20 protein-coding genes are annotated in these 23118 nt (G+C 63.7%); 7 read left to right on the plus strand and 13 right to left on the minus strand.

The features are described from left to right. Positions 1–46: 46 nt before the first annotated feature. The 6 genes from ACYVKQ_RS01515 to ACYVKQ_RS01540 all read right to left on the minus strand — a co-directional run bounded on the left by ACYVKQ_RS01515 (position 47) and on the right by ACYVKQ_RS01540 (position 8267). A complete protein-coding gene (locus tag ACYVKQ_RS01515) occupies positions 47–1759 on the minus strand; it encodes an ATP-binding protein (RefSeq protein ID WP_460574879.1) in 1713 nt (570 codons plus the stop codon). After that, the gene (locus ACYVKQ_RS01520; RefSeq protein ID WP_460574881.1) at positions 1752–2084 is read right to left on the minus strand and encodes a circadian clock KaiB family protein; all 333 of its coding nucleotides are present in this window, start codon (positions 2082–2084) and stop codon (positions 1752–1754) included. Before ACYVKQ_RS01520 ends, ACYVKQ_RS01515 begins: the two co-directional genes overlap by 8 nt. A 6-nt stretch (positions 2085–2090) precedes the next feature. Then, the gene (locus ACYVKQ_RS01525) at positions 2091–2414 is read right to left on the minus strand and encodes a circadian clock KaiB family protein (protein ID WP_460574883.1); all 324 of its coding nucleotides are present in this window, start codon (positions 2412–2414) and stop codon (positions 2091–2093) included. A 24-nt stretch (positions 2415–2438) separates the two neighbouring features. Then, positions 2439–4169: a KaiC family protein gene (gene kaiC / locus ACYVKQ_RS01530; protein WP_460574885.1), complete on the minus strand. Its 1731-nt coding sequence runs from the start codon at positions 4167–4169 to the stop codon at positions 2439–2441. A 364-nt stretch (positions 4170–4533) separates the two neighbouring features. After that, positions 4534–6087, minus strand: a complete 1554-nt coding sequence (locus ACYVKQ_RS01535; RefSeq protein ID WP_460574887.1) for a hypothetical protein — start codon at positions 6085–6087, stop codon at positions 4534–4536. 242 nt (positions 6088–6329) lie between these two features. Then, positions 6330–8267, minus strand: a complete 1938-nt coding sequence (locus ACYVKQ_RS01540; protein ID WP_460574889.1) for a DNA topoisomerase IV subunit B — start codon at positions 8265–8267, stop codon at positions 6330–6332. Between the two features lie 208 nt (positions 8268–8475). On the opposite strand from ACYVKQ_RS01540, the gene ACYVKQ_RS01545 reads away from it, so the two are divergent. The 4 genes from ACYVKQ_RS01545 (at position 8476) to ACYVKQ_RS01560 (ending at position 12758) form a co-directional block, all read left to right on the plus strand. Further along, a complete protein-coding gene (locus ACYVKQ_RS01545; protein WP_460574891.1) occupies positions 8476–9657 on the plus strand; it encodes an AI-2E family transporter in 1182 nt (393 codons plus the stop codon). A gap of 129 nt (positions 9658–9786) precedes the next feature. Further along, the gene (locus ACYVKQ_RS01550) at positions 9787–10263 is read left to right on the plus strand and encodes a ferritin family protein (RefSeq protein ID WP_460574893.1); all 477 of its coding nucleotides are present in this window, start codon (positions 9787–9789) and stop codon (positions 10261–10263) included. 159 nt (positions 10264–10422) lie between these two features. Next, on the plus strand, positions 10423–11901 hold the full coding sequence (locus tag ACYVKQ_RS01555; protein WP_460574895.1) for an exonuclease domain-containing protein: 1479 nt from the start codon (positions 10423–10425) through the stop codon (positions 11899–11901). An 89-nt stretch (positions 11902–11990) separates the two neighbouring features. Next, positions 11991–12758 carry an MbnP family protein gene (locus ACYVKQ_RS01560; RefSeq protein ID WP_460574897.1) on the plus strand — a complete coding sequence of 256 codons (768 nt, stop codon included), beginning with the start codon at positions 11991–11993 and terminating at the stop codon, positions 12756–12758. Positions 12759–12767: 9 nt separating this feature from the next. Here ACYVKQ_RS01560 and ACYVKQ_RS01565 read toward each other — a convergent pair whose 3' ends face one another. After that, positions 12768–14369: a hypothetical protein gene (locus ACYVKQ_RS01565; RefSeq protein ID WP_460574899.1), complete on the minus strand. Its 1602-nt coding sequence runs from the start codon at positions 14367–14369 to the stop codon at positions 12768–12770. A gap of 172 nt (positions 14370–14541) precedes the next feature. On the opposite strand from ACYVKQ_RS01565, the gene ACYVKQ_RS01570 reads away from it, so the two are divergent. Then, positions 14542–16122 carry a hypothetical protein gene (locus ACYVKQ_RS01570; RefSeq protein ID WP_460574901.1) on the plus strand — a complete coding sequence of 527 codons (1581 nt, stop codon included), beginning with the start codon at positions 14542–14544 and terminating at the stop codon, positions 16120–16122. A gap of 65 nt (positions 16123–16187) precedes the next feature. Here the strand turns inward: ACYVKQ_RS01570 and ACYVKQ_RS01575 are convergent, their stop codons facing one another. Together ACYVKQ_RS01575 and ACYVKQ_RS01580 are read right to left on the minus strand one after the other, a co-directional pair. Continuing rightward, positions 16188–17306, minus strand: a complete 1119-nt coding sequence (locus ACYVKQ_RS01575) for a DNA topoisomerase IB (RefSeq protein ID WP_460574903.1) — start codon at positions 17304–17306, stop codon at positions 16188–16190. Positions 17307–17395: 89 nt separating this feature from the next. Next, complete coding sequence (locus ACYVKQ_RS01580; RefSeq protein WP_460574905.1) at positions 17396–18205, minus strand: carboxylesterase family protein; 810 nt, start codon at positions 18203–18205, stop codon at positions 17396–17398. Positions 18206–18394: 189 nt separating this feature from the next. On the opposite strand from ACYVKQ_RS01580, the gene ACYVKQ_RS01585 reads away from it, so the two are divergent. Continuing rightward, positions 18395–19216: a M48 family metalloprotease gene (locus ACYVKQ_RS01585; RefSeq protein WP_460574907.1), complete on the plus strand. Its 822-nt coding sequence runs from the start codon at positions 18395–18397 to the stop codon at positions 19214–19216. A 53-nt stretch (positions 19217–19269) separates the two neighbouring features. On the opposite strand, the gene ACYVKQ_RS01590 is transcribed toward ACYVKQ_RS01585, so the two are convergent. Beyond that, a complete protein-coding gene (locus ACYVKQ_RS01590) occupies positions 19270–19791 on the minus strand; it encodes a hypothetical protein (RefSeq protein ID WP_460574909.1) in 522 nt (173 codons plus the stop codon). A 100-nt stretch (positions 19792–19891) separates the two neighbouring features. Between ACYVKQ_RS01590 and ACYVKQ_RS01595 the strand changes: the two genes are divergently transcribed. Further along, positions 19892–21064, plus strand: a complete 1173-nt coding sequence (locus ACYVKQ_RS01595; protein ID WP_460574911.1) for an App1 family protein — start codon at positions 19892–19894, stop codon at positions 21062–21064. A gap of 107 nt (positions 21065–21171) precedes the next feature. Here the strand turns inward: ACYVKQ_RS01595 and ACYVKQ_RS01600 are convergent, their stop codons facing one another. The 3 genes from ACYVKQ_RS01600 to ACYVKQ_RS01610 form a co-directional block, all read right to left on the minus strand. Continuing rightward, positions 21172–21648, minus strand: coding sequence for a YybH family protein (locus tag ACYVKQ_RS01600; RefSeq protein ID WP_460574912.1), 477 nt, complete (start codon positions 21646–21648; stop codon positions 21172–21174). Positions 21649–21650: 2 nt separating this feature from the next. After that, a complete protein-coding gene (gene mtgA / locus ACYVKQ_RS01605) occupies positions 21651–22394 on the minus strand; it encodes a biosynthetic peptidoglycan transglycosylase (protein WP_460574914.1) in 744 nt (247 codons plus the stop codon). A gap of 93 nt (positions 22395–22487) precedes the next feature. Continuing rightward, positions 22488–23117 (minus strand): DUF3885 domain-containing protein, encoded by a 630-nt coding sequence (locus ACYVKQ_RS01610; protein WP_460574916.1) that lies wholly within the window; start codon positions 23115–23117, stop codon positions 22488–22490. Between the last annotated feature and the right edge of the window lies 1 nt (position 23118).

Raw genomic sequence — 23118 nt, forward strand, 5'->3', positions numbered from 1 at the left:
GGAAAGTAAGCGGCACAACGGGTGCAGGCGGCACTGCCCATACGGGCTAGCGGGGGAAATAGACGGAAAAAGTTGAGCCGGCGCCGATTTGGCTTTCCACTTCGATGCGGCCGCCGGCGTTTTCCATGATGCGTTTGACCATGTACAGCCCAATGCCGGAGCCGTCCACGTGGTCGTGAAAACGCTGGAACATGGTAAACAGGCGCGTATTGTTGGCCACCTGCAGCCCCAGGCCGTTGTCCTGCACGCTGAGAACTACGTGCTGCGGCGTAGAGTGACAGGCGATGCGCACTTCGGGCCGTCGGTCGGGGTGGCGATACTTCACGGCGTTGCTGAGCAGATTGTACACCACCGAGCGCAGGTTTTTCTCCGAAAACGAGATATTCGGGCAACTGCTCACGGCCACCTCCACGCGGGCGTCGGCCGCCTGCAGCAGCGGGGAAAGGTCCAGCGACACTTCGCGAATCAGCGTAATCAGGTTAACCTCATCGGCCGGTTGCTCCTGCTCCTTCTGCAGCTTGGTCACCTCCGTCAGGTGGTCAATCGTCCGCTTGAAGCGGTCCACCGAATCCTGAATCATGACCAGCAGCGGCTGCACCGACGGGCTGGCGGCCAACTCGACCGGCAACTCCGGCAGCAGCGCCTGCAGCAGCCCCTCGATGTTGTTGATGGGGGCTTTCAGATCGTGCGATGCCGTGTAAATGAAGTTATCCAGGTCCTCATTGATGCGGGTGAGCTGCTCGTTGTTGCTGCTCAGCTGCTGCTGGGCCTGCGCAATGTGGTCCTGCGCGAGCTTTTGCTCGTGCAAATCGGTGTAGGTGCCGATCCACTGGATGACTTCACCCTGCTCGTTGCGCGAGGGCAGCGCCCGCCCCAGCATCCAGCGGTATTCGCCGTCCTTGCCGCGGATGCGGCATTGCACTTCCAGGGCCTCCCCGGTGGCAATGCTCTGGCGCCAGCGCTCCACGGCCGGAGCCAAATCGTCGGGGTGAATCAAGTCGCTGAAGCGGTGCGCCGGGTCGGCCTGCACGTCCTGCCCGGTGTAGCTGAACCAGCGGCGATTAAGGTAGGTGTTGCGGCCCGCCGGATCGGCCGTCCACGCAATGTGCGGGATGCCCTCCAGAATACGGCTCGTTTCGGCGGCGGCCTGTTCCACCGCCTGCCGGGCCAGCGCCTGGGTGCGCAACTCCTCGCCCTGGCGGTTGATCAGCGCGTTCTGGGCCGCCACCCGGGCGCGGATAATGCTAATTTCCCGCTGGGCCGATACATCCGTAACGATGAGGGCCAGCACGGGGACCTCGTGAAATGTTAGCACGTTCAGGGCCAGGGCAAACGGCACCTGCATACCATTCAGGGCCTGCAAAGGCATTTCGCCCTTGCTTTTGCCGTTCCAGGCCTGCGTGCGAAGCCCGTGCCAATAGCCCCGAAAATCGGCCGGCACGAAGTCGCTGAAGCTCATGCCGATGACGCTTTGCAACGACTGGCCCAGCAGCGACGCAAAACAGGCGTTGCAATAGAGCACCGTGTCGTCGTCGCTGAGCAGCACGGCCCCTTCGTTCATCTGCTCGATGAGGGTGCGGTAGCCCTGGTCGGCGCCTTCCAGCGTGAAGATGCGCGGCCCCTCCGGCCCCTGCACGGCCAGCGCGTCGACCGCCCCGGTCCGGATAGCCGCAATCAGCTCTTCCGCCTCGTACAGGCGCTGGCGCAGCTCCGCATTGTCACGCGCCAGCGCGTCAGCGGAGGGGATGGAGTTATTCATGGCCGATTTCCTCGTTGGCCGCTTCGTCGTAAAGCCCCAGCAGCAGCAGTACCCGGCGGCGGTCCGACAGGTCGCCCACCAGAAAGCGCTTCAGGCCGGGGCTTTTCTTGACCAGCGTAGGTGCCGCAATGATTCGCTCGGGACCGGCCAATTCGGGTTGCTGGTAGATATCCACGATCAACAACTCGTAGCGCCCCTTCAGGTACTGCTCGCACACCTCCTTGATGTTGCGCACGGCGCGCGTGGAGTTGGGGGTGGCTCCCGTGATGTACAGGTGCAGCACGTACTCCGGGCCGGTGGTTTCCGCGGGTTGCTCGGGCTCCATGCGCGGCTATTTGCTGTCGACCGGCCGAATATCCAGCCCGACCAGAACGCGCTCTTGATTCGACAGGTCGCCGATGATTTTACGGATGGGCTGGGGCACCTTGCGCACCAGCGTCGGAATGGCCAAGATCTGGTCGCCTTCGGCCAGCTGCGGGTGGAGCAGCAGATCGATAACTTCCAGTTGGTAACGCCCTTTCAAGTGCTGCTCGCAGTACTTTTTGAGGTTGGCCAGCGCCATTACGGACTTGGCCGTCTGCCCGGCTACGTACAGGCGCAGCTCCCAGATTTCCTCGTCCATGGGTGGTAGTGATGTGGCCTGGGCCGGTTCCATAATGCAGTCTTACGAGTGGTAGGGCTATTCAGCCGAATTCGCGGCCGGGTTCGGGGGGGTACCGCCGGCAATGTGGCGGCGGCCCGAGGTCAACTGCTGCTGGCGCAATAGCTCCTCCTTGTTGATCTGCCGCAGTTCCTCCTCCACCGATTCGAACTCGGTGCGCAGGTTGGCAATGGTAGCCTCCAGCACCCGGCGCTTGCGCTCCAGCTCCCGGTCCTTGCGCTCCATTTCCTGCTGCAGGGCATGGGCCTGGGCCTGCTCCTGCAGCTGCTGGGTCAGGCGGCTGGCGCCCGTCACGATACCGGCCGGTCCGATGACCACATCGAGCAGCTGAATGCCGTGTTCGGTTACCACGAACTCGCGCACTTGATTGGAGTGGGCCATGCCGCGCGCCTTGAGGATGCTGACGCCGCGGTTCCGCTCGCCCATGCCTTCCAGGTCGCGGACGCTGATCCAGGTATCCACCAGGGATGAGACGCCTTCCTCGGTCATTTCCTGCTGCACGTTGCGGCCGCTGAGCAGGGAAGTAAACAGGGCCGTGATGCCGTTGACCTTCAGGTAATCGATCAAACGGGTGAGCATGCTGCGCACTTCGGAGATGTTGCCCACAGTAATCAGGTTGCTGATCGGGTCAATCACCACCGCGTCGGGCCGGAACTCACCGATGAGCTTGTGCAGCGTGACCAGGTGCTTTTCCAAGCCGTTGAGCGTGGGGCGCGAGGCTTCGATGCGCAGCAGGCCTTCCTCCTGGTAACGGCCCAGTTCAATGCCGACCGAACGCATGTTGCGCACCAGCTGCTGCGGCGACTCTTCGAAGGCAAAAAACAGGCAGCGCTGGCCCTTACGGCATACTTCCTGCGCAAAGCCGGCCGCCAGCGTGGTTTTGGCCGTACCGGCGGTGCCCGTGATCAGTATGCTGCTGCCGCGGTAGAATCCCTGCCGCCCAAACATATCGTCCAAGGCCGGAATGCCCGACGACACGATTTCGTCCGACACTTCGTGGTCCAGCTTCAGGGACGTGACGGGCAGCACCGATATGCCGTCCTCGGTTATCAGATAAGGGTATTCGTTGGTGCCGTGGGTGCTGCCTCGGTACTTCACGATGCGCAGGCGGCGGGTGGTAATCTGATCAATCACCCGGTTGTCGAGCAGGATGACGCAGTCAGACACGTACTCTTCCAGACCTTGGCGCGTGAGCGAGCCGTCGCCGCGCTCGGCCGTAATGACCGTGGTGACGCCCTTTTCTTTGAGCCAGCGAAACAGGCGCCGAATCTCGGAGCGCAGCACGCCTTGGTTAGGAAATCCCGAAAACAGGGCCTCGATGGTGTCGAGCACCACGCGCTTGGCGCCGATGCTGTCGATGGCGTAGCCCAGGCGGATGAAAAGGCCTTCCAGGTCGTACTCACCGGTTTCTTCGATTTCGGAGCGGTCGACGTGCACGTGGTCGATCCGGAGCATGCCCTCGGCCTGCATGGCCTGCAAATCGAAGCCCAGGGAGGTCACGTTGGCCGAGAGTTCCTCGGCAGTTTCTTCGAAAGCCATGAGCACGCCTGGCTCGCCGAACTGGGTAATGCCCCGCACCAGAAACTCCACGCCCATGAGCGTCTTGCCGCAGCCGGCGCTGCCACAGACCAAGGTGGGGCGTCCCAGCGGCAGGCCGCCTTCGGTGATTTCGTCAAGGCCATCGATGCCCGTGGGGGCTTTGGGAAGTTGGGGTAAGATGGGAACGACGGTGGGCGGAAAGGCTGACATGGCAGAGTCGGACGGGCAATGGAAAATGCCCGGCCCTCATGTGGCCAAGCAGCGGATAATGCAGTTAAGGCGCAGGAGGAAAAACGGGGCGCATCGGCCGCGAAGGCTGCAATAGTGGGCAGCGGGCCCGCTTCGCCTACGAATATTTTGGCACAAGGTACAGAAATGACCGTTGGCAGCGGGAGCAGCGCCCGCGTTTGCAACCATCCAACATTCCAGGCTGGCGAGCAGGCAAGTCAAGCCCCTACGGAGAAGCTAACGCCGCCGGGGCACCCGCGCATGGCGCCGCAGTCCACGTGATTGGCGCAGCCGTACGCATGCTGGTACGAATCAGGTGGGCCCTTGACGCGTTCCATACCGGCATTTACTCCTCGTAGGTGACCAGCAGGCGTACCGGCCGGCCGTACACGGCCGCCGAATTATTGGACTGAGGAATAATATTTATGTTCATCGGATCAACGTACACATTTACTTGGTAAGCCCCTTGGGCGTAGCCCAAGGTTACATAGGAGCCCGGGGCGTACTCCACCAAGCCCGTTACGCTCAGGATTTTAGTTGACGCAAGGCCGTGCGCCACGCTGGTGGGCCCGCCGTTGACGGAAACGGTGGCCGTGAGCTTTTTGACTTTTATGCTCGGCGCATCGGAGCCGAGCTTCGTGTAGCCGTTGATTTCCAGGCTGGCCGCGGGCGCCGGGGTGCCGATGCCCACCCTCACGGCGGTGCTGCCCGTGCCGCCCAGCACCAGGCTGTTGCTCTGGCTGACCTGGGCAAAGTTGCCGATGGCCCCGGCATTCACGAGCCCGTCGACCGTCGGACCAGCATTGTTGCCAAAGGCCCAGTTGCTGTTGCCGGTCACGTTACCGTTGCCGCTCTGGTAGCCTACGAAGAGGTTGCCGCCTCCGGTCGTATTATTCTGGCCGCTGTGGTAGCCTTCGAAGTGGTTGCCGCCTCCGGTGACGTTGTTGTAACCGCTGCGGTAGCCGCTGAAGTGGTTTTGCGTGCCGCTCGTGGTGCTATAGCCCGTGCCCCAGCCGGCAAAGTGGTTGTTGCTGCCGAAGGCTCGGTAGCCCGCTTCGAAGCCGCTGAAGTAGTTGTTGGAGCCGGTTTGGTTGCTGAAGCCGGTCTGAAAGCCGCTGAAGTAGTTGAGCTGGCCGGTGGTGTTGGCGAAACCGCTCTGGTAGCCTTCGAAGTGGTTGGCCAGCCCGCTGGTGTTCGACTGCCCGGCCGCATAGCCGATGAACTGGTTGCTGGAAGCCGTGTTGGCGTTGCCGCTGTTGAAGCCGATAATGACGTTGCGGCTGCCGGTCAGGTTCGAGTAGCCGGTGGCCATGCCCAGGTACACGTTGCGGCTACCGGAAGTGTTGTTAAAGCCGCTGTTAAAACCCACAAACTGGTTGTAACTGCCGTTGTTGTCAAACGCGGCGGCGTTGTAGGCGGTGTTGTGCCCGGCTTGGTAGCCGATGGTCAGGTTCATGCCGGGCGTGTTCTGCCCGATATTCAGCCCACCGCTCGCCGTCACGCCCACCCCGACGGCAGTTCCAATGCTGCTGCCACTGCCGACCAGCGCATTGCCTTGCAGGTTGAGGCTCCGGGTAGCGGTATGGTCGCCCAAGTTGTCGGCGCTGCCCGCCCGCGACGCATCCGGCAGGTACAGCCACGTGTTGCCGGCCCCAGTGGCGTACCAAAATCCCGGTTGCGTCCCGTCGGTCTGAAATACAAGCAAGCCTTGGGGTGGTGCTGCAATACCGGCTCGGGTGGCCTCGCTCATCCGCGGAATCAGCAGGCCCTTGTCGCCGGCGGCCGACTGCAGGTCAAGCACGGCTTTGTCGTGGGGGGTAGTCGTGCCAATGCCAACCTGGGCGCGGGCCCCCCCGATGGTCAGCAGCGTCAGAAAAAAGGAGCAGTACAGGTGTTTCATGCAAGCAAGCCAAGCGTTGAATCTGCAAAATTAAGGGTTTGGCGCGGCAGCAGCGGGCTCGATTTTCTTTGGCCCTGCTGGCTTTCAAAACCTGGCCCATCTGCTGGCTCTTTTCCCGTTGCCGGGCCGCTACCGACTGAGCGAACGTGCTGCGTAGAGCCACGGCAGCTGGCTCAGGGGCCTTAAAACAAAGCCGCCCCACGCCTTGCGGCGCGGGGCGGCGAAAGTAGCACCCGGTGGCGTTACGCCAGGTCGGCTTCCAGCACGGTCTCGACGGGCAGCGTGTCGGAGGTCACCAGGTCCTTCTCGATGCGCAGGTTGTCGATGATGAAGTTCTGGCGGTCCGGGGTGTTTTTGCCCATGTAGTAGGTGAGCAGCTTCTGAATGGAGCGGTCCGACTGTAAGATGACCGGCTCCAGGCGGATGTTGTCGCCGATGAACTTGCCGAACTCGTCGGGCGAGATTTCGCCGAGGCCCTTGAAGCGGGTAATTTCCGGGTTGCGGCCCAGCTTACGCATGGCCGCCTGCTTTTCCCGCTCGTCGTAGCAGTAAATGGTCGTCTTCTTGTTGCGCACCCGGAACAGCGGGGTTTCGAGGATGTACACGTGGCCGTTGCGCACCAGATCGGGGAAGAACTGCAGAAAGAAGGTGAGTAGCAGCAGCCGAATGTGCATGCCGTCCACGTCGGCGTCGGTGGCAATGACCACGCGGTTGTAGCGCAGCCCCTCCAGCCCTTCCTCGATGTTCAAGGCATGCTGCAGCAGGTTCAGCTCCTCGTTTTCGTAGACGATTTTCTTTTTCAGCCCGAAGCAGTTCAGCGGCTTGCCGCGCAGCGAGAACACCGCTTCCGTTTCCACATTGCGCGACTTGGTGATGGAACCCGAGGCCGAGTCGCCCTCCGTGATGAAGAGCGTGGTCAGGGCTTCCTTGTCTACGTCCTTGGAGTTTTCGCCGAAGTGGAAGCGGCAGTCGCGCAGCTTGCGGTTGTGCAGGTTGGCCTTCTTGGCGCGCTGGTTGGCCAGCTTCTTTACGCCGGCCATGTCCTTCCGCTCCCGCTCGCTCTGCTCGATGCGCCGTTTCAGCGCCTCGGCCGTTTCGGAGTTTTTGTGCAGGAAATTGTCGAGGTGCTCCTTCACGAAATCCACCACGAAGTTGCGCACCGTGGCCCCGTCCGGTTCCATCACGATGGAGCCGAGCTTGGTCTTGGTCTGCGACTCGAACACCGGCTCCTGCACGCGGATGGCAATGGCCCCCACGATGCTGGCGCGGATGTCGGTGGCGTCGTACTCCTTCTTGTAGAACTCGCGAAGGGTCTTGACGATGCCTTCGCGAAAGGCCGCCAGGTGGGTGCCGCCCTGGGTGGTGTACTGCCCGTTCACGAAGGAGTAGTACTCCTCGCCGTAATCGTTGCCGTGGGTCAGCGCCATCTCGATGTCGTTGCCCTTCAGGTGAATCACCGGGTACCGAATGGCTTCCGGGTCGGTTTTGCGCTCCAGCAGGTCCTTCAGCCCGTTCTCGGAGTGAAACTTCTGCCCGTTGAAGTTGATGGTCAGGCCCGCGTTCAGGTACGCGTAGTTCCACATCTGGCTTTCCAGGAACTCCGGGATGAAGCGGTAGTTGCGGAAGATGGCGTTGTCGGGCTCAAACGACATCATCGTGCCGTTGCGCTGGGAGGTTTTCACCGGCTTCGGGTCGCTCACGAGCTGCCCGGCTTGAAACTCGGCCGATTTCATCAGGCCGTCGCGCACGCTCTGCACCACGAAATTGGTGCTGAGCGCATTCACGGCCTTGGTGCCGACGCCGTTCAGGCCCACCGACTTCTGGAAGACCTTGGAGTCGTACTTGCCGCCGGTGTTGATCTTGCTGACCACGTCCACCACCTTGCCCAGCGGAATGCCGCGGCCGTAGTCGCGCACGGTCACGCGCTGGTCGGTGATTTTGACCTCGATGGTGCGGCCGTAGCCCATCATGTGCTCGTCGATGGAGTTGTCAATCACCTCCTTGACGAGAATGTAAATGCCATCGTCGGCCGAGGAGCCGTCGCCGAGCTTGCCGATGTACATGCCCGGGCGCAAGCGGATGTGCTCCCGCCAGTCCAACGAACGGATGGAATCCTCGTTGTAGCCGTGGTCGGCGGTGGGCGCAGATGCGTGGTCGAGGGCGAGTTGTTCGTCAGCCATTCCTAAAATCCTTCAGTACGTTTAAGCGGTAAAATAACGCAGAAAAGGCAGGGTTTCCGCCTATGCCACGCCCGGCGCTCATGCTATTTTTTTTGGCAAATCGCGCCGTTCCCTAACTGCCGCTGCACGGAGTAGGTTCACTCAAATTTCCGAAAAAGCTCGCAATACTCCGCCCCTCCGCCCCTCCTTTCTCCCAACATTTTTAGCAATGCTTCCTCCCCCCAACAATTTTAACCGGCCGCAGCACCCGGCGCAAACGCCGGAAGTGAAGCAAGCCCCGGTCATTTACTACACGTTTGTGCTGATGGGGCTGACCTTGCTGGTCTACATTCTGCACGAGCTCGACGCGATTCTACTGCCCATTGCTTTTTCGGCGGTGTTCACCCTGTTGCTGCTGCCCATCAGCCGCTGGCTGGAAGCTCATAAGGTACCGCGCGTGCTGGCCATCGTCATCTGTCTGCTGCTGGTGCTGCTCATTGTCACCGGCATCATCTTGGGCTTTGGCTCCCAGCTCACGCAGTTCCGCGACGAGCTGCCCAAGCTGCAGGTGAAAGTCCTGGAATTCTTCAACCAGGCGCAGAACTGGGCCCACGACAAGTTCGGCTACAAACCGATGAGCATTGAGGAAGTGAAGGACTCGACGGTGAAAGCACTGAAGAAATCGGGCACCACCTACCTGGGCACCACCCTGAACACGACCACCGACGTGCTCAGCAACCTCGCGCAGGTGCTTATCTACATCTTCTGCTTCTTGTACTACCGCGACCATCTGCGGCAGTTCATGTTCCGCTTCGTCGCGCCCGACAAGCGCACGACGGTGCTCAATACCGTCGATAGCATTCAGACGGTGGTGCAGGCCTACATCACCGGGCTGGTCAAGGTCATTATCATCGTAGCCATCCTCAACGGCATCGGGTTGGTGGCGCTGGGCGTAAAGTTTGCGGTGTTCTTCGCCGTTTTCGCCTCGGTACTGGCCGTGATTCCCTACATCGGCATCATGATCGGGGCGGCCCTGCCGGCTATCATCACGCTGGTGGAAACCGGTTCCCCGCTGCAGGCAGCCCTGGTTATCGGGGTATTCGTGGTGGTGCAGTTTCTGGAAGGCAACTTCATCACGCCCATGATTACGGGTACCTCAGTGAGCATCAACCCGCTGGCCGCTATCCTGGCCCTGATCCTGGGGGCCGCGCTGTGGGGCACGCCGGGCATGATTCTGAGCATTCCGCTCACGGCTATCCTCAAGGTGGTGTTCGACGCTTACAAGCCCTTGGAGCCGTTTGGCTTCCTGCTCGGCGACGTGGCCGAGGGCGAGGACAGCACCAAGAAAAAAAGTCATGAAGAGGAAGCCCAACCGTGGTACCGCCGCCTCTGGCACATGGTGGGACGCTAGCGGCGAAGAAATTCGGCCAGCCGGCGCAACCCGGCAGCAAGGCGCGAAGTATAATCCTACAGAAACCGCAAGCGCACCTTTCTGACCGCCGCGCTTCGGGTTCGTCATCCACACCAAAACCGCACAACCATGTCCGCCATAACACCTGAATCGGCCCGGGCCTTCAATGACCTGGTAGAAATCAATAAAACCGGTGCCAAAGGCTACCAAGAAGCAGCCGAAGGCGTTTCGAACCCGCAACTGAAAGCCGAGCTGAGCCGCCTGAGCCAGCAACGCGCCCAATTCGCCTCCGAACTGGAGCAGCACGCCCGTCAATTGGGCGTGCAAAGCCCGAGCCAGGAGGGCACCATCGAAGGGGCTTTGACCGATGCGGCCGCCGCCGTTCACCGCGGCTGGATCAACCTGAAATCGGCCATTACCGGCCAAAACGACACCGCCATCCTGGGCGAGTGCGAAACCGGTGACTCCGTGGCCCTGGAAGCGTATGAAACGGCTCTGAAGTCGGATCGTATTCCGGCACAAGCCTCCTCGGTTATTCAAAAGCAACACGGCGAAATCCTGGCGGCCAAAAACCAGATTACGCAGTGGAAAGCATCCAACCGCTAGGGTTAACCTGGCTGTTGAGAGAAGGGACGGTCCGTCGCAAGGCGGGCCGTTCTTTTGTTTTCGGTCTACGCCCAAACGGCGGCCCGTGACCAGCGCCGGCACCTTTTCGGCTGCTAACTTTGTTATCATCCGTTATCGGACGTTTTAGCTGCTGCTCGATTGTACGCCATCATTGACCTTGAAACCACCGGGGGCCAGCCCACGCAGGACCGCATCACCGAAATAGCCATCTTTATCCACGACGGCGATAAGGTGGTCGATTCGTACGCGACCCTGCTCAACCCCGGGCGGCCCATCCCCTTCTACATCCAACAGCTCACCGGCATCACCGATGACATGGTGCGCGAGGCGCCGCGCTTTCACGAGGTGGCCAAGAAGGTGGTGCAGATGACGGAGGGCTGCGTGTTTGTGGCCCACAACGTGCGCTTCGATTACAGCTTCCTCAAAAAAGAATTTGCCGACCTGGGCTATACGTACTCGCGCAAGACCCTGTGCACCGTGCGCCTGAGCCGCTCGCTGATTCCGGGCCAGCCCAGCTACAGCCTCGGCAAGCTGTGCGCCAACATCGGCATTCCCCTCAACAACCGCCACCGCGCCGCCGGCGACGCCGAGGCCACGTCCATTCTGTTCGACCGGCTGCTCAAGATCAGCCAGCAGGCCGAAGCGCCGGGCTACGAGCAGGCCGCTCCGGCCGACAAGCTGATGGCCGTGGACGCCGCCGCGCCCACGGGCAACCGCCCGGCCAAACAGCCTTCGCCGCGGCGCATCGCGGCGGTGCAGCAGGCCATCAAGACGGCCCTGCTGCCGCCGCTGATTACGCCCGAGAAGGTGGCCTCGCTGCCGCAGGAAGCGGGTGTGTACTACTTCCACAACGAAGACGGCGACGTCATCTACGTGGGCAAGAGCATCAACATCTACAAGCGCATTCAGCAGCACTTCGCGGTGGACTACAAGTCGCGCAAGTCGCTGGACTTTAAGAATTCCATCGCCGACATTACCTGGGAGCTGACGGGCTCGGAGCTGGTGGCGCTGCTGCACGAATCGGCGGAAATCAAGCGGCTGAAGCCCCACTACAACCGGGCACAGCGCCGCTCGGTGTTTCCGGCCGGCATTTACATGCGCGTGGATGAGAACGGGTACAAGCGCCTGTACTACGGCCGCGCCGACGCCAACAATCTGGAAATTCCCATCATTGCACTCGGCAACCAGTTCAAGGCCAAAGGCTTCCTGTACCATAAGGTAGCCAAGTACAACCTCTGCCAGAAGCTCTGCGACCTGTATAAAACCAGCAGTTCCTGCTTCGACTTTCAGGTGCACCGCTGCAAGGGCGCGTGCGTGGGCCTGGAGCCGGCCGAGGAGTACAACAAGCGGGTGGAAGAGGCCGTGGAAAGCATCACCTACGAGCACCAGAGTTTTGTCGTCGTGGGGCAGGGACGCCGGGCGGGCGAGCGGTCCGTGGTGCTGGTGGAGCACGGCCGTTACCTGGGCTTCGGCTACATCGACGAGACGTTCACGGCGCGGCGGCTGGAGGCGTTCAAGGACGTCATCAAGGCGCAACCCGACAACAAGGACGTGCAGCAGATCATCCGCCAGTACATGCGCACCAAGCACAAGGACAAGGTGAAAGTGTTTGCTTAGGCGGTGATGCACCGCGCCGGGCAACCCTGGCGGGCGGCTTTACGAGTGGCAGAAGGCAGCCTGCTCGCTCAACGGGCTGCGCCCCACGTATGCCTCGCCCCTACTTCCTGCTGCTGGCCAGCCTGCTGCTCCTGGCCGCCTGCGAAAGCAAAAAAGAACAGCCCCAACCCGCTACCCTGACCGGCGCAGTGGAAATTCACGTGGAGAATGTAATCGGCAGCAGCCCGCTGGCCCTGAACACCAGCTACCCCACGGCCAGCGGCGACGCATTTCGGGTGGCCGAGCTGAAGTATTACCTCTCGAATCTGAAGCTTGTACGTGCCGACGGCTCGAGTTGGGACGCCCCGAATAGCTATTACCTCGTCGACCACGCCCAAACGGCTTCCCAGCACCTGACGCTGCGCGACGTGCCCGTGGGCGACTACCGCAAGCTTGCCTTTACCATTGGCGTCGACAGCGCCCGCAACGTCGCCGGCGCGCAAACCGGAGCGCTGGACCCGGTGCACGGCATGTTTTGGGACTGGAACTCGGGCTACGTGTACCTGCGCCTGACCGGCAGCTCGCCGCAAGCCCCCGGCAACGGCGGCCTGTTCTACGACGTGGCCGGTTTTCGCCACCCCCACAACACCATCCGGACCATCGTGCTGAATTTGCCCAGCGGCACGGCGGCCCTGCGCGTCCGCGCCGAGGCCACCCCCAAAATGCACATAAAGGCCAATGTGCTCAGGATGTTCGACGGCCCCCACCCCATCCGGTTCGCGCAGCTCAGCGCGGTGGCGGGCGGCCGCGACGCCGTGCGCCTGGCTGACAACTACGCGGCCGGCATGTTTCGCATCGACCACCTCCACGGCAACTAACGGCGCCGCTTAGTACAGGCGGTGACGCAGCAGCCAGCCAGCCCCGTTGTACTCGGCGGCTTTGGGCTGGTAGGCTTCCACTTCAACCAGCTCTTTTTCCACTTTCAACGTGTTGCCGTCGCCGGAGTCGAACACGGTGACGCGGGCCTTTTGGGCCCGGGGCGGCACCTGCAGCTGCTGCACCAGGTCCTGGCCCTGCCCGTCGTAAAAGTTGATGCGCAGGCGCCGGTCGGGCTGGCCGATGAGCAGGAACTCGTCGTTGCCGCCGAGGCCGAACAGGCTGACGGAGCCGGTCTGGCGAGCGTCGAAGCGCCGCTCGCCGATCAGGCGGCCGTTGGCCCCGTCGGCGCGCCGGGCGTACACGCGCACCCACACCTGCCACGGCCCGGCGGCTTCCACCACGAAGCGCTCCGGCTCGTCGGTGCCGGGAATTTCCACGTCGCGGGCGAGCTGGCGGTAAAACTCCTCCGCCACCCGCGGCAGCTGCTCGCGCCGGCTCTGCAGCTTTCCTTGAAATTCTTCGCCCGATAGCGCGTACACCTCCCGCGGCCACACTTGCAGGGCCTCGGCAATGACCGGGTTGGTCAGCGCGCGCCGCAACGAGTCAGCCACCTGCTGAAAGTCCTGCTCGGTGAGGTACACCAGCAGCGTCTTATCCATGGGCCGGGCGGCCCGGTTCAGGCCCTCGACGTCGTGCAGGTGAATGTCGCGGCCGAAGGTCTGGTAATTGGTTTTGACGAAACTGACGATGCGCGTCAGCACGCCGTCGTCGAACTTGAAGAAAGCGTGGTCCCGGTCGCGGGGAATGGGCCGAAACACGGTGGTGCTGTCGGGGCCGGGAAACGAAGCCCAGCGCCACTGGTCCTCGCGGCGGCTCCAGTCGCCCAGCCACATATCGAACAGGCGGCTGCGCAGGTACCGGCGCGCGTCCACGTGGTGCCGCGAGGAGGCCACCAGCTGCCCGAAGGCCTGGCGGGAGCTGACGACTTGCGCCGAGCCCCCAAAGCTGCGTACGGTACGCTGGTCGCCCTCAGGCCGCTCTTCGAACAGGTATAGGGCATTGGCAAACGCCGTCCGAAATTCGCCGAGGGCCGGGTCATTGGGCAAAAAGAACAGGCGCGGATTGGTATGGTACACGCCCGCGGCCTGGGCCAGCCGGGGCACGATATAGGCCCCGTACGGGTGAATCACGCTGGTCTGGTCTTTCATGAGCCGCCCGATCCAGCCGTCGCGCAGATCCACGGGCAAGGCCGCCGTAGCATCTTTGTCGACCGAGCGCAGCACGTACTGCTGCCCGTCGGGCGCCAGCAGACGCAGGTTGTGCGTCTGGAAACTGCCGCCTTCCTTGAGCGGGCGCAGCCCCCCGGGCACCACCGTGCGCAGGTTCAGCACCGGCGCCGTGACGGGCGTGGCCCATTCCTGCCGGTAATGAAAGCCCCACAGCAGCTGGTGCACCCAGCCGCGGCGGTACTGCGGTCCGGCCGCCACGTGCACCAGCGAATCGGGCCCGATGACGGGCGGAGCGGCCTGCGCCACGGCGCGTGCGGGAGCCGTGGCGGGCAAGCCCAGGGCCAGCAGTAAAAGACGGGTGGTGGGCAGCAACGTGAGCAAGGCGGCAACGGTAGACGGAGCCGACAACGACCCCAGGCCAGAGAAGGCTGCTTGTTATACCGCCTGCACGCAGGTGCGGTTGCCTGCAGGGCGGTCGAGTTCGGCCATTTCCGGCAGGGCTGCGTTCAAGGACAACATACCCTATGCCCGACTTCTGCTCCTCTTTCGCCTCATGACGCGCCGCATTACCGGCTCCGCCCTGCTGCTCGCCCTGCTCACCGCGGGTTGCGCCCGGCAACAATTCTTTCAGCCCGATGCCCGCGTGGATGCCGCCCCGCTGCCGGCCGATGCCGTAAGCGTGCGCGCCACCGCCGGGCGCCACTACCAGCGTGGCCCGTTGCACCGCTTACTATTCGGCACGCACTACCGCCGCGTATGGGCCACCCCGATTGCGGCGCCGGTGCTCCGCCTGGATACGGCGGTGCCCGGCGGGCTGCAGCCCGGCAAAATCGGGGGCGGCTTCCAAACGACCAGCATGACGCTGGAGGGCCGCCAAAACCGCGAGTATTCGCTTCGCTCCCTCGACAAAGACCCGTACAAAACGCTGCCCAAAGTAGCGCGGAAGTCGTTTCTGCTCAATTGGGTGCGCGACGTCACCTCGGCCGGCATGCCCTACGGCGCCTTTGTGGTGCCTCCGCTGGCCGGGGCCGCCGGCGTGCGCCACACTTCGCCCCGGCTATTCTACGTACGCTCCGATGAAAACGGCCTGGGCCCGGCTTCCGAGCGGTTTCGGGGCCGGCTGGTGCTGCTGGAGGAAAAGCTGGAGGGCGACCAGGTGCCAGTGGCGGATGGAAACCGCAAAACCCGGCTCGATCTGGTGGAATCGGAAGACATGCTCGCCGAACTGTACACCAACCCGGCCGCCAGCGTGCAGGCCGACGTGTACGCCCGTGCCCGCCTGCTCGACCTGTGGCTGGGCGACTGGGACCGGCACGAGGGGCAGTGGAACTGGGTAGCCCAGCCGGGCGGCGTGTACGAGCCCATTCCCAAGGACCGGGACCAAGTCTTTTTCCGGTTCGACGACGGCATCCTGCCGTGGCTGGGCAGCCGCTTCGTGGCCAAGTTCCGCACCTTCAGGCCCCGGTACGAGAGCATCGAGGGCTACACCCGCAACGCGGCCTTCATCGATAGTCGCACGTTGCCGACCGTCACGCGGCCGATGATGCTGGCCGAAGCCCGGCGCCTCCAGGCCGCTCTTACCGACTCGGTCATTGCGCAGGCGGTGCGTCGCCTGCCGCCCGAAGTATATGCCATCGAAGGCCCTTACCTGACCAGCGCGCTGCGGGCGCGGCGGGCGCGGCTGCCCGAAGCGGCCGCCGAGTTTTACCGCCTCGTGGCGAAAGAGGTAACCGTGGCCGGCACCGACAAAGCCGAACGCTTCGTGGTGGAACGGCAAAGCGACTCGGCCACCGTAGTGCGGGTGTATTCGCTGGCCGACGACACCAAAAACCGCCTGCAGTACCAGCGCGTGTTCCGGCCTGCCGAAACCCGGCGCATCCTGCTGCACGGGCTCGATGGCAAAGACGAGTTCGTGTTGCGCGGCCAGGTGAGTCGCTCCCCCCGCATCGATATCTACGGGGGGCCCGGCGAAGACAGCGTCACGGATAGCTCGCGCGTGGCCGGCCCGGGCAAGAAAACCCGCTTTTACGACACCCGTCGCAACAACTCGGTGGAAGCCTCGCGCGAGCTGAATATCAAAACCACCCGGGGCGTCGCCTCGCACGCCTTCGACCGGGACGGCTCGGGCCGCTGATGCGGCAACAGAACTTATAGAAGAAGGGCATTACTCGGCTGCGCTCGGAATGCCCTTCTTCTGTTTTATTTCACTTCCGCCAGCATGTCCAGTACCAGGTGTTCGGTGGGCGTGAGCTGGTCGTTTTCGGTCGGGTCGGCGTCGTGGCGGCGCAGGTAGTCGATGAGCTTATCGGAGTGGAAGAGCTCCACCACCTGCGGGTGGATGTAGTACTTGGAGCAGACGGTGGGCGTGTTGCCGAGGTCTTTGGCCACGTCCTTCACCGCCTTCTTCAGCACTTTTTCCTTGGGCAGCTCGGGCTCCTCGTGCAGCACTTGCTCCAGGCACTGCACCATGCGCACGGTGCCGCCCCAGGTGCGAAAATCCTTGGCCGAAAGCGGCAGGCCGGTGGCCTCGCGCAGGTAGTCGTTCACGTCGCCCGACTCCAGCTCCTGCCGCTGCCCCTCGGCATCGTAGTATTGGAACAGGTGCTGGCCGGGTATTTCCTTGCACTTCTGCACGAGGCGCGCCAGGCGCCGGTCGTGCAGGGTCACGTCGTGGGCCACGCCCTTCTTGCCCACGAAGCTGAAGCGCACGTCGGCCCCGTCGACCTGCACGTGCCGGTCGCGCAGCGTCGTCAGGCCGTAGCTCTTGTTTTTCTTGGCGTACTCGCGGTTGCCCACCCGGATAAACGACTGATCCATCAGCGTCAGCACCAGCGCCACCACTTTCTGCTTGTCCAGCTTCGGGCGCTTCAAATCCTGCTGCAGGCGCTGGCGCAGCGCGGGCAGCTGCTGGCCGAAGGCGCGCAGGCGGCTGAACTTGGTCAGGCTGCGGGCCTGGTCCCAGAGCGGGTGGTAGATGTATTGCTTGCGGCCCTTCGCGTCGCGCCCAGTTACTTGCAGGTGCGCGTTCGGCGAGGGGGAAATCCACACATCGGACCAGGCCGGCGGAATGACGAAGGCCTCGATGCGCGCCAGGGTCTTCTCGTCGGTCACCTTCTCCCCTTTGTGGTTCACGTAGCGAAAGTGGCCGTTGCGGCCCAGCTGCCGGGTCAGGCCGGGCTGGGTATCGGGCAGGTAGCGCAGGCCGGCCAGCTCGGCTTGGCGGGCGGGGTCTTTGTACAATTCGTGGGCATCGGCCTCAACGGGGGCCAGCTTCTTTTTTCGGATTTTGACGCGGGGCGTGGCAACGGAGGGAGGCATGGATAGCAGGCTACGGGGAAACAAAGAAGGCCCGATACGGCAGGGCATCGGGCCTTCCTTGTACGGGGCGGCCGGCGGCGCGGCTGCGTCTATTTCCGGGCCGGGGAGCGGCGCTGTTGCAGCAGCCAGCGGGGCAGCTCGGGGTCGTCGTAGGCAGCGGTCCAGGAGTCGTGGGTGGCCTCGGGGTACTCGGTGTAGCGCACCGAGCCGCCGGCCTGCTGCAAAGCGGCCACCAGCTGCCGGCTTTCCGTTACGGGCACCACGGTGTCTTTGGCGCCGTGAAAGGCCCACACCGGCGCGCTCGGGCCGATGCCCTGCGCCAGCGCGGTGTAGGCGCCGGGGTCCACCGCATCGTTGGCTTTGAGTACGGCCGGCAGGCGCGCCCCGCCGCAGATGGGCACCACCGCGGCAAACTTGCCGGGGTAGGTGGCGGCAAGCTTCCAGGCACCGTAGCCGCCCATGGAAAGGCCCGTGAGGTACTGCCGGTCGGGGTCGGTGCGAAACGCGCGGGTGGTCTGCTCGAAGGCCGTGAGGGCCAGCTCCATCATGGCGGGCATCGTCCAGTACTGCTCGGCGGGGCACTGCGGCATCACCACCACGGCGGGCCAGCGCTCCACGTGGCGGCGCAGGCTGGCGGGCAGGCCCACCTGGGTTTGCAGCAGCCCATCGGTGCCCCGCTCGCCGGCCCCGTGCAGAAACAGGATGACGGGCCAGCGCGTGCGGCGGGCGGCGCGCTCGTAATAATTGGCTGGCACGTACACCTGGTAGCGGTGGGCCACGCCGTTGAGGGTGAGGGTACGGTCGAGAAAGCCGGTTTCGCGGGGGCGGGCCGTGGCGGTGCGCGCGAGCAGCCAGCCGCCGAGCACGGCCAGCAGCAACACACCAATGCGGGTCTTCATGGCGTTGGGGGCGAAAAAAATAGTGGCCTGAAAGCTACGCAAAAGCCATTCGCGGGTCTACCAGCCGCGGCTTCCGCCGCAACACCCCTCCCCCGCGGCGCGTATCGGCCCCAAACGAAACTGGCACCGTTTTTTCTTTTAGCTCGTCAGCCAACCCGTTTTCATCATTTCTTTTTGCCACCAACACCCATGTTCCGACGCACCTTTTCCCGCCTATACGTCCTCGGCGCCCTGGCCCTGTCGCTGGGCTTTGCCGCTTCTTCCTGCACTGATAAAGACGGCAACCCGCTCCTCTTCAGCGTGGAAGACGACATCAACCTCGGCGCGCAGGTAGCCCAGGAAACCGACTCCACTTACCGGGCCCAGGGCAAGCTGCTGGAGCGCACCGACGCCCGCCACGCCCGCGCTTACCAGCTGCTTGACGGCGTGGTAAACCGCGTGCTGAACTCCGGGCAGCTGCAGCACCGCAACGATTTCGTGTGGGACGTAAAAATTATCAAGGACGACGAAACGCAAAACGCCTTTGCCTCGCCCGGCGGCCACATCTACGTGTTTACCGGGCTGATCAAGTACCTCGACGACGAAAGCCAATTGGCCGGGGTGCTGGCCCACGAAATTGCGCACGCCGACCGCCGCCACACCTCGCGGCAGCTGCAAAATCAGTACGGCATCAGCCTGCTGCTGAGCGTGGCGCTGGGCGAAAACCCGGGTCAGCTGGCCCAGGTTGCGGCCGGCCTCGGCACGCTCAAGTTTAGCCGCGACTTCGAAAACGAAGCCGACCAGTACTCGGTCGTGTACCTGAACGGCACCGGCCACTACGCCTGCGACGGCGCCGCCGGCTTCTTCATCAAGGCTCAGCAGGAAGGCGCTAACACCACGCCCGAGTTTCTGAGCACCCACCCCAACCCGGACAACCGCATCCAGGCCATCCAGACCAAAGCCACGGAGCTGAACTGCCGCAACCGCACGGTGAACAGCAGCGCCCTGGCCGAGCTGAAAAGCCTGCTGTAAGCTCCGCCTGTTTTTTCTCCACCCGCTAAGGCCAGCCGCTCCTGCGGCTGGCCTTATTGTTTGCGGTGCACCACCACGGGCAGGCTGCGGGCCGGCGTCGTCCGCCCGTCGAGGTAGCGCACGGAGAACTGGTAGGCGCCCAAGGTGCGGTTGTTGTAGCGCCGGCAGCTGCGCGCCGTGTCGAGCACGGCCCGGGGCAGTACGCGGTTGAAATCGACCTGAAAACGGGTGGTGAGTTCCTGGCCGGGGCGCAGCGTCACGTAGCGGCGGCCCGCCGGCGGCGCCGGGCAGCGCTGGCAGAACGCGGCCGAGTCGCCGGCGGGCGTCAGGGCCAGCACCTGCAGGCTCGCCGGCGGCGAGCAGGCCGTTTCGACGGTGTCGGCGTAGTTCAGCAGCCGCACTGGCCGGGTGCCGCGGTTGGCCACCGTGGCGCGCAGCCACACGATGTTGTAGGCCGTTTCGGCTTCGGCCTGCAGCCGCACTTCCACGCCGGCAGCAGTAGCATCAGTAGCCGACGGACGGGGGGCGCAGGCGGGCAGCAGCAGGGCGGCCGTGGCGAAAAAAACTCGTTGCATAAGGCGGATACAACCCTAAACCGGATGGCAGGACGGAAATTACCCCAACGGCCGAGCCGCCGGTTCCGTTGTGTAGTTTAGCGCCAACCATTCCGCTTCTATGCCCCTATTCGACCACCTCCACAACCTGGCCGAAAACGCCGACGACCTGCTGCGCCGCGCCCGCGCCCGCCTGGGCCTGCTCCACCCCGTGCAAATCGTGCCCTACCGCAGCTACGGCACCCCCACCCGCCTCTACGTGAAGGGCCGCGTGCTCACCGACAAAAGCATTGGGGAGCCCGACCCCTCGGACTCGCGCTGGAACAACCTGCTGAACATGTACCGCCGCTTCGATTCGCAGGAAATACCCGGCGCCCAGCTCCTGATCCGGCCCGGCGACGGCTCGGAGCACTCCGTGGTGACCGACGAGGAAGGCTACTTCACGCTCAACATCGAGCCGCGGGTGCTCAGCCCGGCGGTAGACTTTCTGTGGCACCCGGTGGAAGTAGAGCTGCTGCAGGCTCCGGCCCCGCTGCCCGAAGACCGCGCCGTGCACGCCCCCGTGCTGGTGCCCCCCACCGATGCCGAATACGGCATCATTTCCGACCTCGACGACACCGTTATCCAGACCTCGGCCACCGACTTGCTGCGCATGGCGCGCACGGTGCTGCTGCGCAACGCCCGCTCGCGCATGCCTTTCAAGGGCGTAGCCGAGTTCTACCGGCAGCTGCAGCTCGGCCGCAACGGCAAGCGCAACAACCCCTTCTTCTACGTGTCGTCCTCGCCGTGGAACCTCTACGACCTGCTCGAGGACTTCCTGGCCCTCAACGAGATTCCGCCCGGCCCGCTGCTGCTGCGCGATATGGCCCTCAAGGGCAAGAAATCCGGCGACGCCTCCGCCCACCACGGCCACAAGCTCAAGGAAATCGACAACCTGCTGCTCACTTACCCGGAGCTGCCCTTCGTGCTCATCGGCGACTCGGGCCAGGAAGACGCCAACATCTACCGCGAGGTGGTGCGCCGCCACCCCGGCCGCGTGCTGGCCATCTACATCCGCGATGTGAACCTGCCTGAGCGCACCGTGATGGTGCAGCGCGTGGCCGAGGAGCTGCGCAACGACAAAGTGGAGATGCTGCTGGTCAAAGACACGGTGCACGCCGCCGAGCACGCCGCCGCCTCGGGGCTGGTGTACGTGGAGGCCGTCAACGCCGTGGAAGCCGACAAGCAGAAGGACGAAGCCACCCCCGAAGACCCGGGCGATGTGGCCGAGCAGGACGGAAAGACAGTCGGCTAAATGCCCAAGCGCACTTGCGGCTGCCTGCTCATCAAAAAGGCCCTTTCCGCGCGGAAAGGGCCTTTTTGATGAGCAGGCAGTCGGTTATCAGCTGGTTCGGTGGCCATTCAGCTGGAATGGTCCGCCACGATAACCCAGCGGCCATCGAGTTTGCGGAATACCAGCGTAAACCAGCCCTGCAGGTCGCCCTTCTGCGGCCGGGCCAGGTGCCAGCGCCCGGTGACGTGGGCGGCGTCGGGGCTGAGCGGCCGGATGCGCAGCTGGGCGAAGTCGAGCTGGCCCATGGCGGCGGCATCGGGGTAGCTGCGGCGGTAGTTGGCGAGGGTGCGCTGCCAGCCGCGCTGCGGACCGTTTTTGCCGATGAACAGCAGCGAATCGGACTGCCAGTAGCCCTGCATGTAGGCCGGAATGTCGCCGCGGTTCCAGGCGGCGGCCTGCGTGGCCAGCACCGCGCGAATCTGCTGCTCGTCGGCGGCGGAGTACGCGGCCGCGGGCGGCGTGGTGGGGACGGAAGACTGGTCGGGGGAGCAGGCGGCGAGCAGCACAAGCAGCAGGGCCGCGGCGTAGGATCGGCGGAGCATCATCATTATTCCAGCACTTCGCGAATAAACCTGGTGCCGCCGAGGCGGCGCATGTTGCGCAGCACGCGCTGCTGCTTGGTGCGGGTCTGCGGGCCGGGGTGCGCGGCCTGAAACTTCAGCGGATTGGGCAGCACGGCGGCCAGCAGCGCGGCCTGCGACGAGCTGAGGTTCTTGGCTGATTTGCCAAAGTGCTGCCGGGCAGCGGCCTCGGCCCCGAACACGCAGTCGCCCATTTCGGCCACGTTCAGGTACACTTCCAGAATGCGCTCCTTGCCCCAGAGCAGCTCGATGAGCACCGTGAAGTACGCCTCGGCCGCCTTGCGCACGTAGCTGCGCCCCTGCCACAAAAACACGTTTTTGGCCACCTGCTGCGAGATGGTGCTGCCGCCGCGGATGTTGCCTTTCTCGCCGAAGTTGTGCTTGGCGGCCTTCAGGATGGCGTCGGTGTCGAAGCCGTGGTGCATCAGAAAGCGTTGGTCTTCGGCTGCCACCAGGGCCAGCGGCAGCTGCGGCGACACCTCCGCCAGCGACACGAAACGGTAGTGAATGCGGCGCGAGGCGTCTTCGGGCAGCAGGCCGCCGTAGTTGGCCTCGGGGCGGTGACTGCGGCGCTCCAGCATCAGCCAGGTAGCCGGCGGCGACACCCAGCGGTACACCAGCACCCAGGCCACCGTGACCAGAAACAGCGAAGCCAATACTTGCAGCGCCACGCGCCGCGCCAGCCGCAGCTGGTCCGCAAACTCTGCCATGAGCGGAATATCGAGAAAAAAGTGCCGCTGGATGCCAGCGGCACGGCGGCGAAATTAAGCGTGCACCCGGAAACTACAGCTTGTCAGCCCTGCTCAGGGCGCTTGGGGCACGCTCAGGGCGGCCTCCATCCTGCTGCGGTCGTAGTCCAGTAACCAGCCGTTGAACTGCTCGTAGACCGGTCTGAACACTTCGAGGTCGGTAGCCAGCAGGTCCAGGCCCCGGTCGTCGTACATGTGAAAAATCAGCTTGCGGTCAACGTTCAGCAGGTATACCTCCTGATTGCTCAGCACGCCCCGCCCGTCGAGCCGGGGCTGACGCGGCTGAAAATCCGTGTTGGCAATGGCTTGTAACACGTTGCGGTAGAGCAGGCGGTTAAGGGTTAGCTGAATTACCGCCAGGTTCCATTTATCCCATTCGTCGCGCTCGTAGCGCTGCTGTAGCCTGGCGTAGCCGACTTCCGACCGCCGCAGGCCCTGGATCTGCCGAAAGCTGAAGCCTGTAAAGCGAATCTTGCGTCGTCGATACCGACGATCCATCAGTACCAAGAACACCGTGTCCGTGGGCGCAAAAGCGGCTTCCAACAGGGCCGTAGCCTGCCGTTGCACCTCCTGGAAATACCCCTTTTCGCCGGGGCTCGACGCTTGCAGGTCGAAACGTAGCGCCTTCGGCCAGTTGTAAAACAAGGGCGCCCGCAGCTCAAGCGTGGGAAAGTTGTCGGCCAAA

Source organism: Hymenobacter coalescens (genome assembly GCF_054783195.1).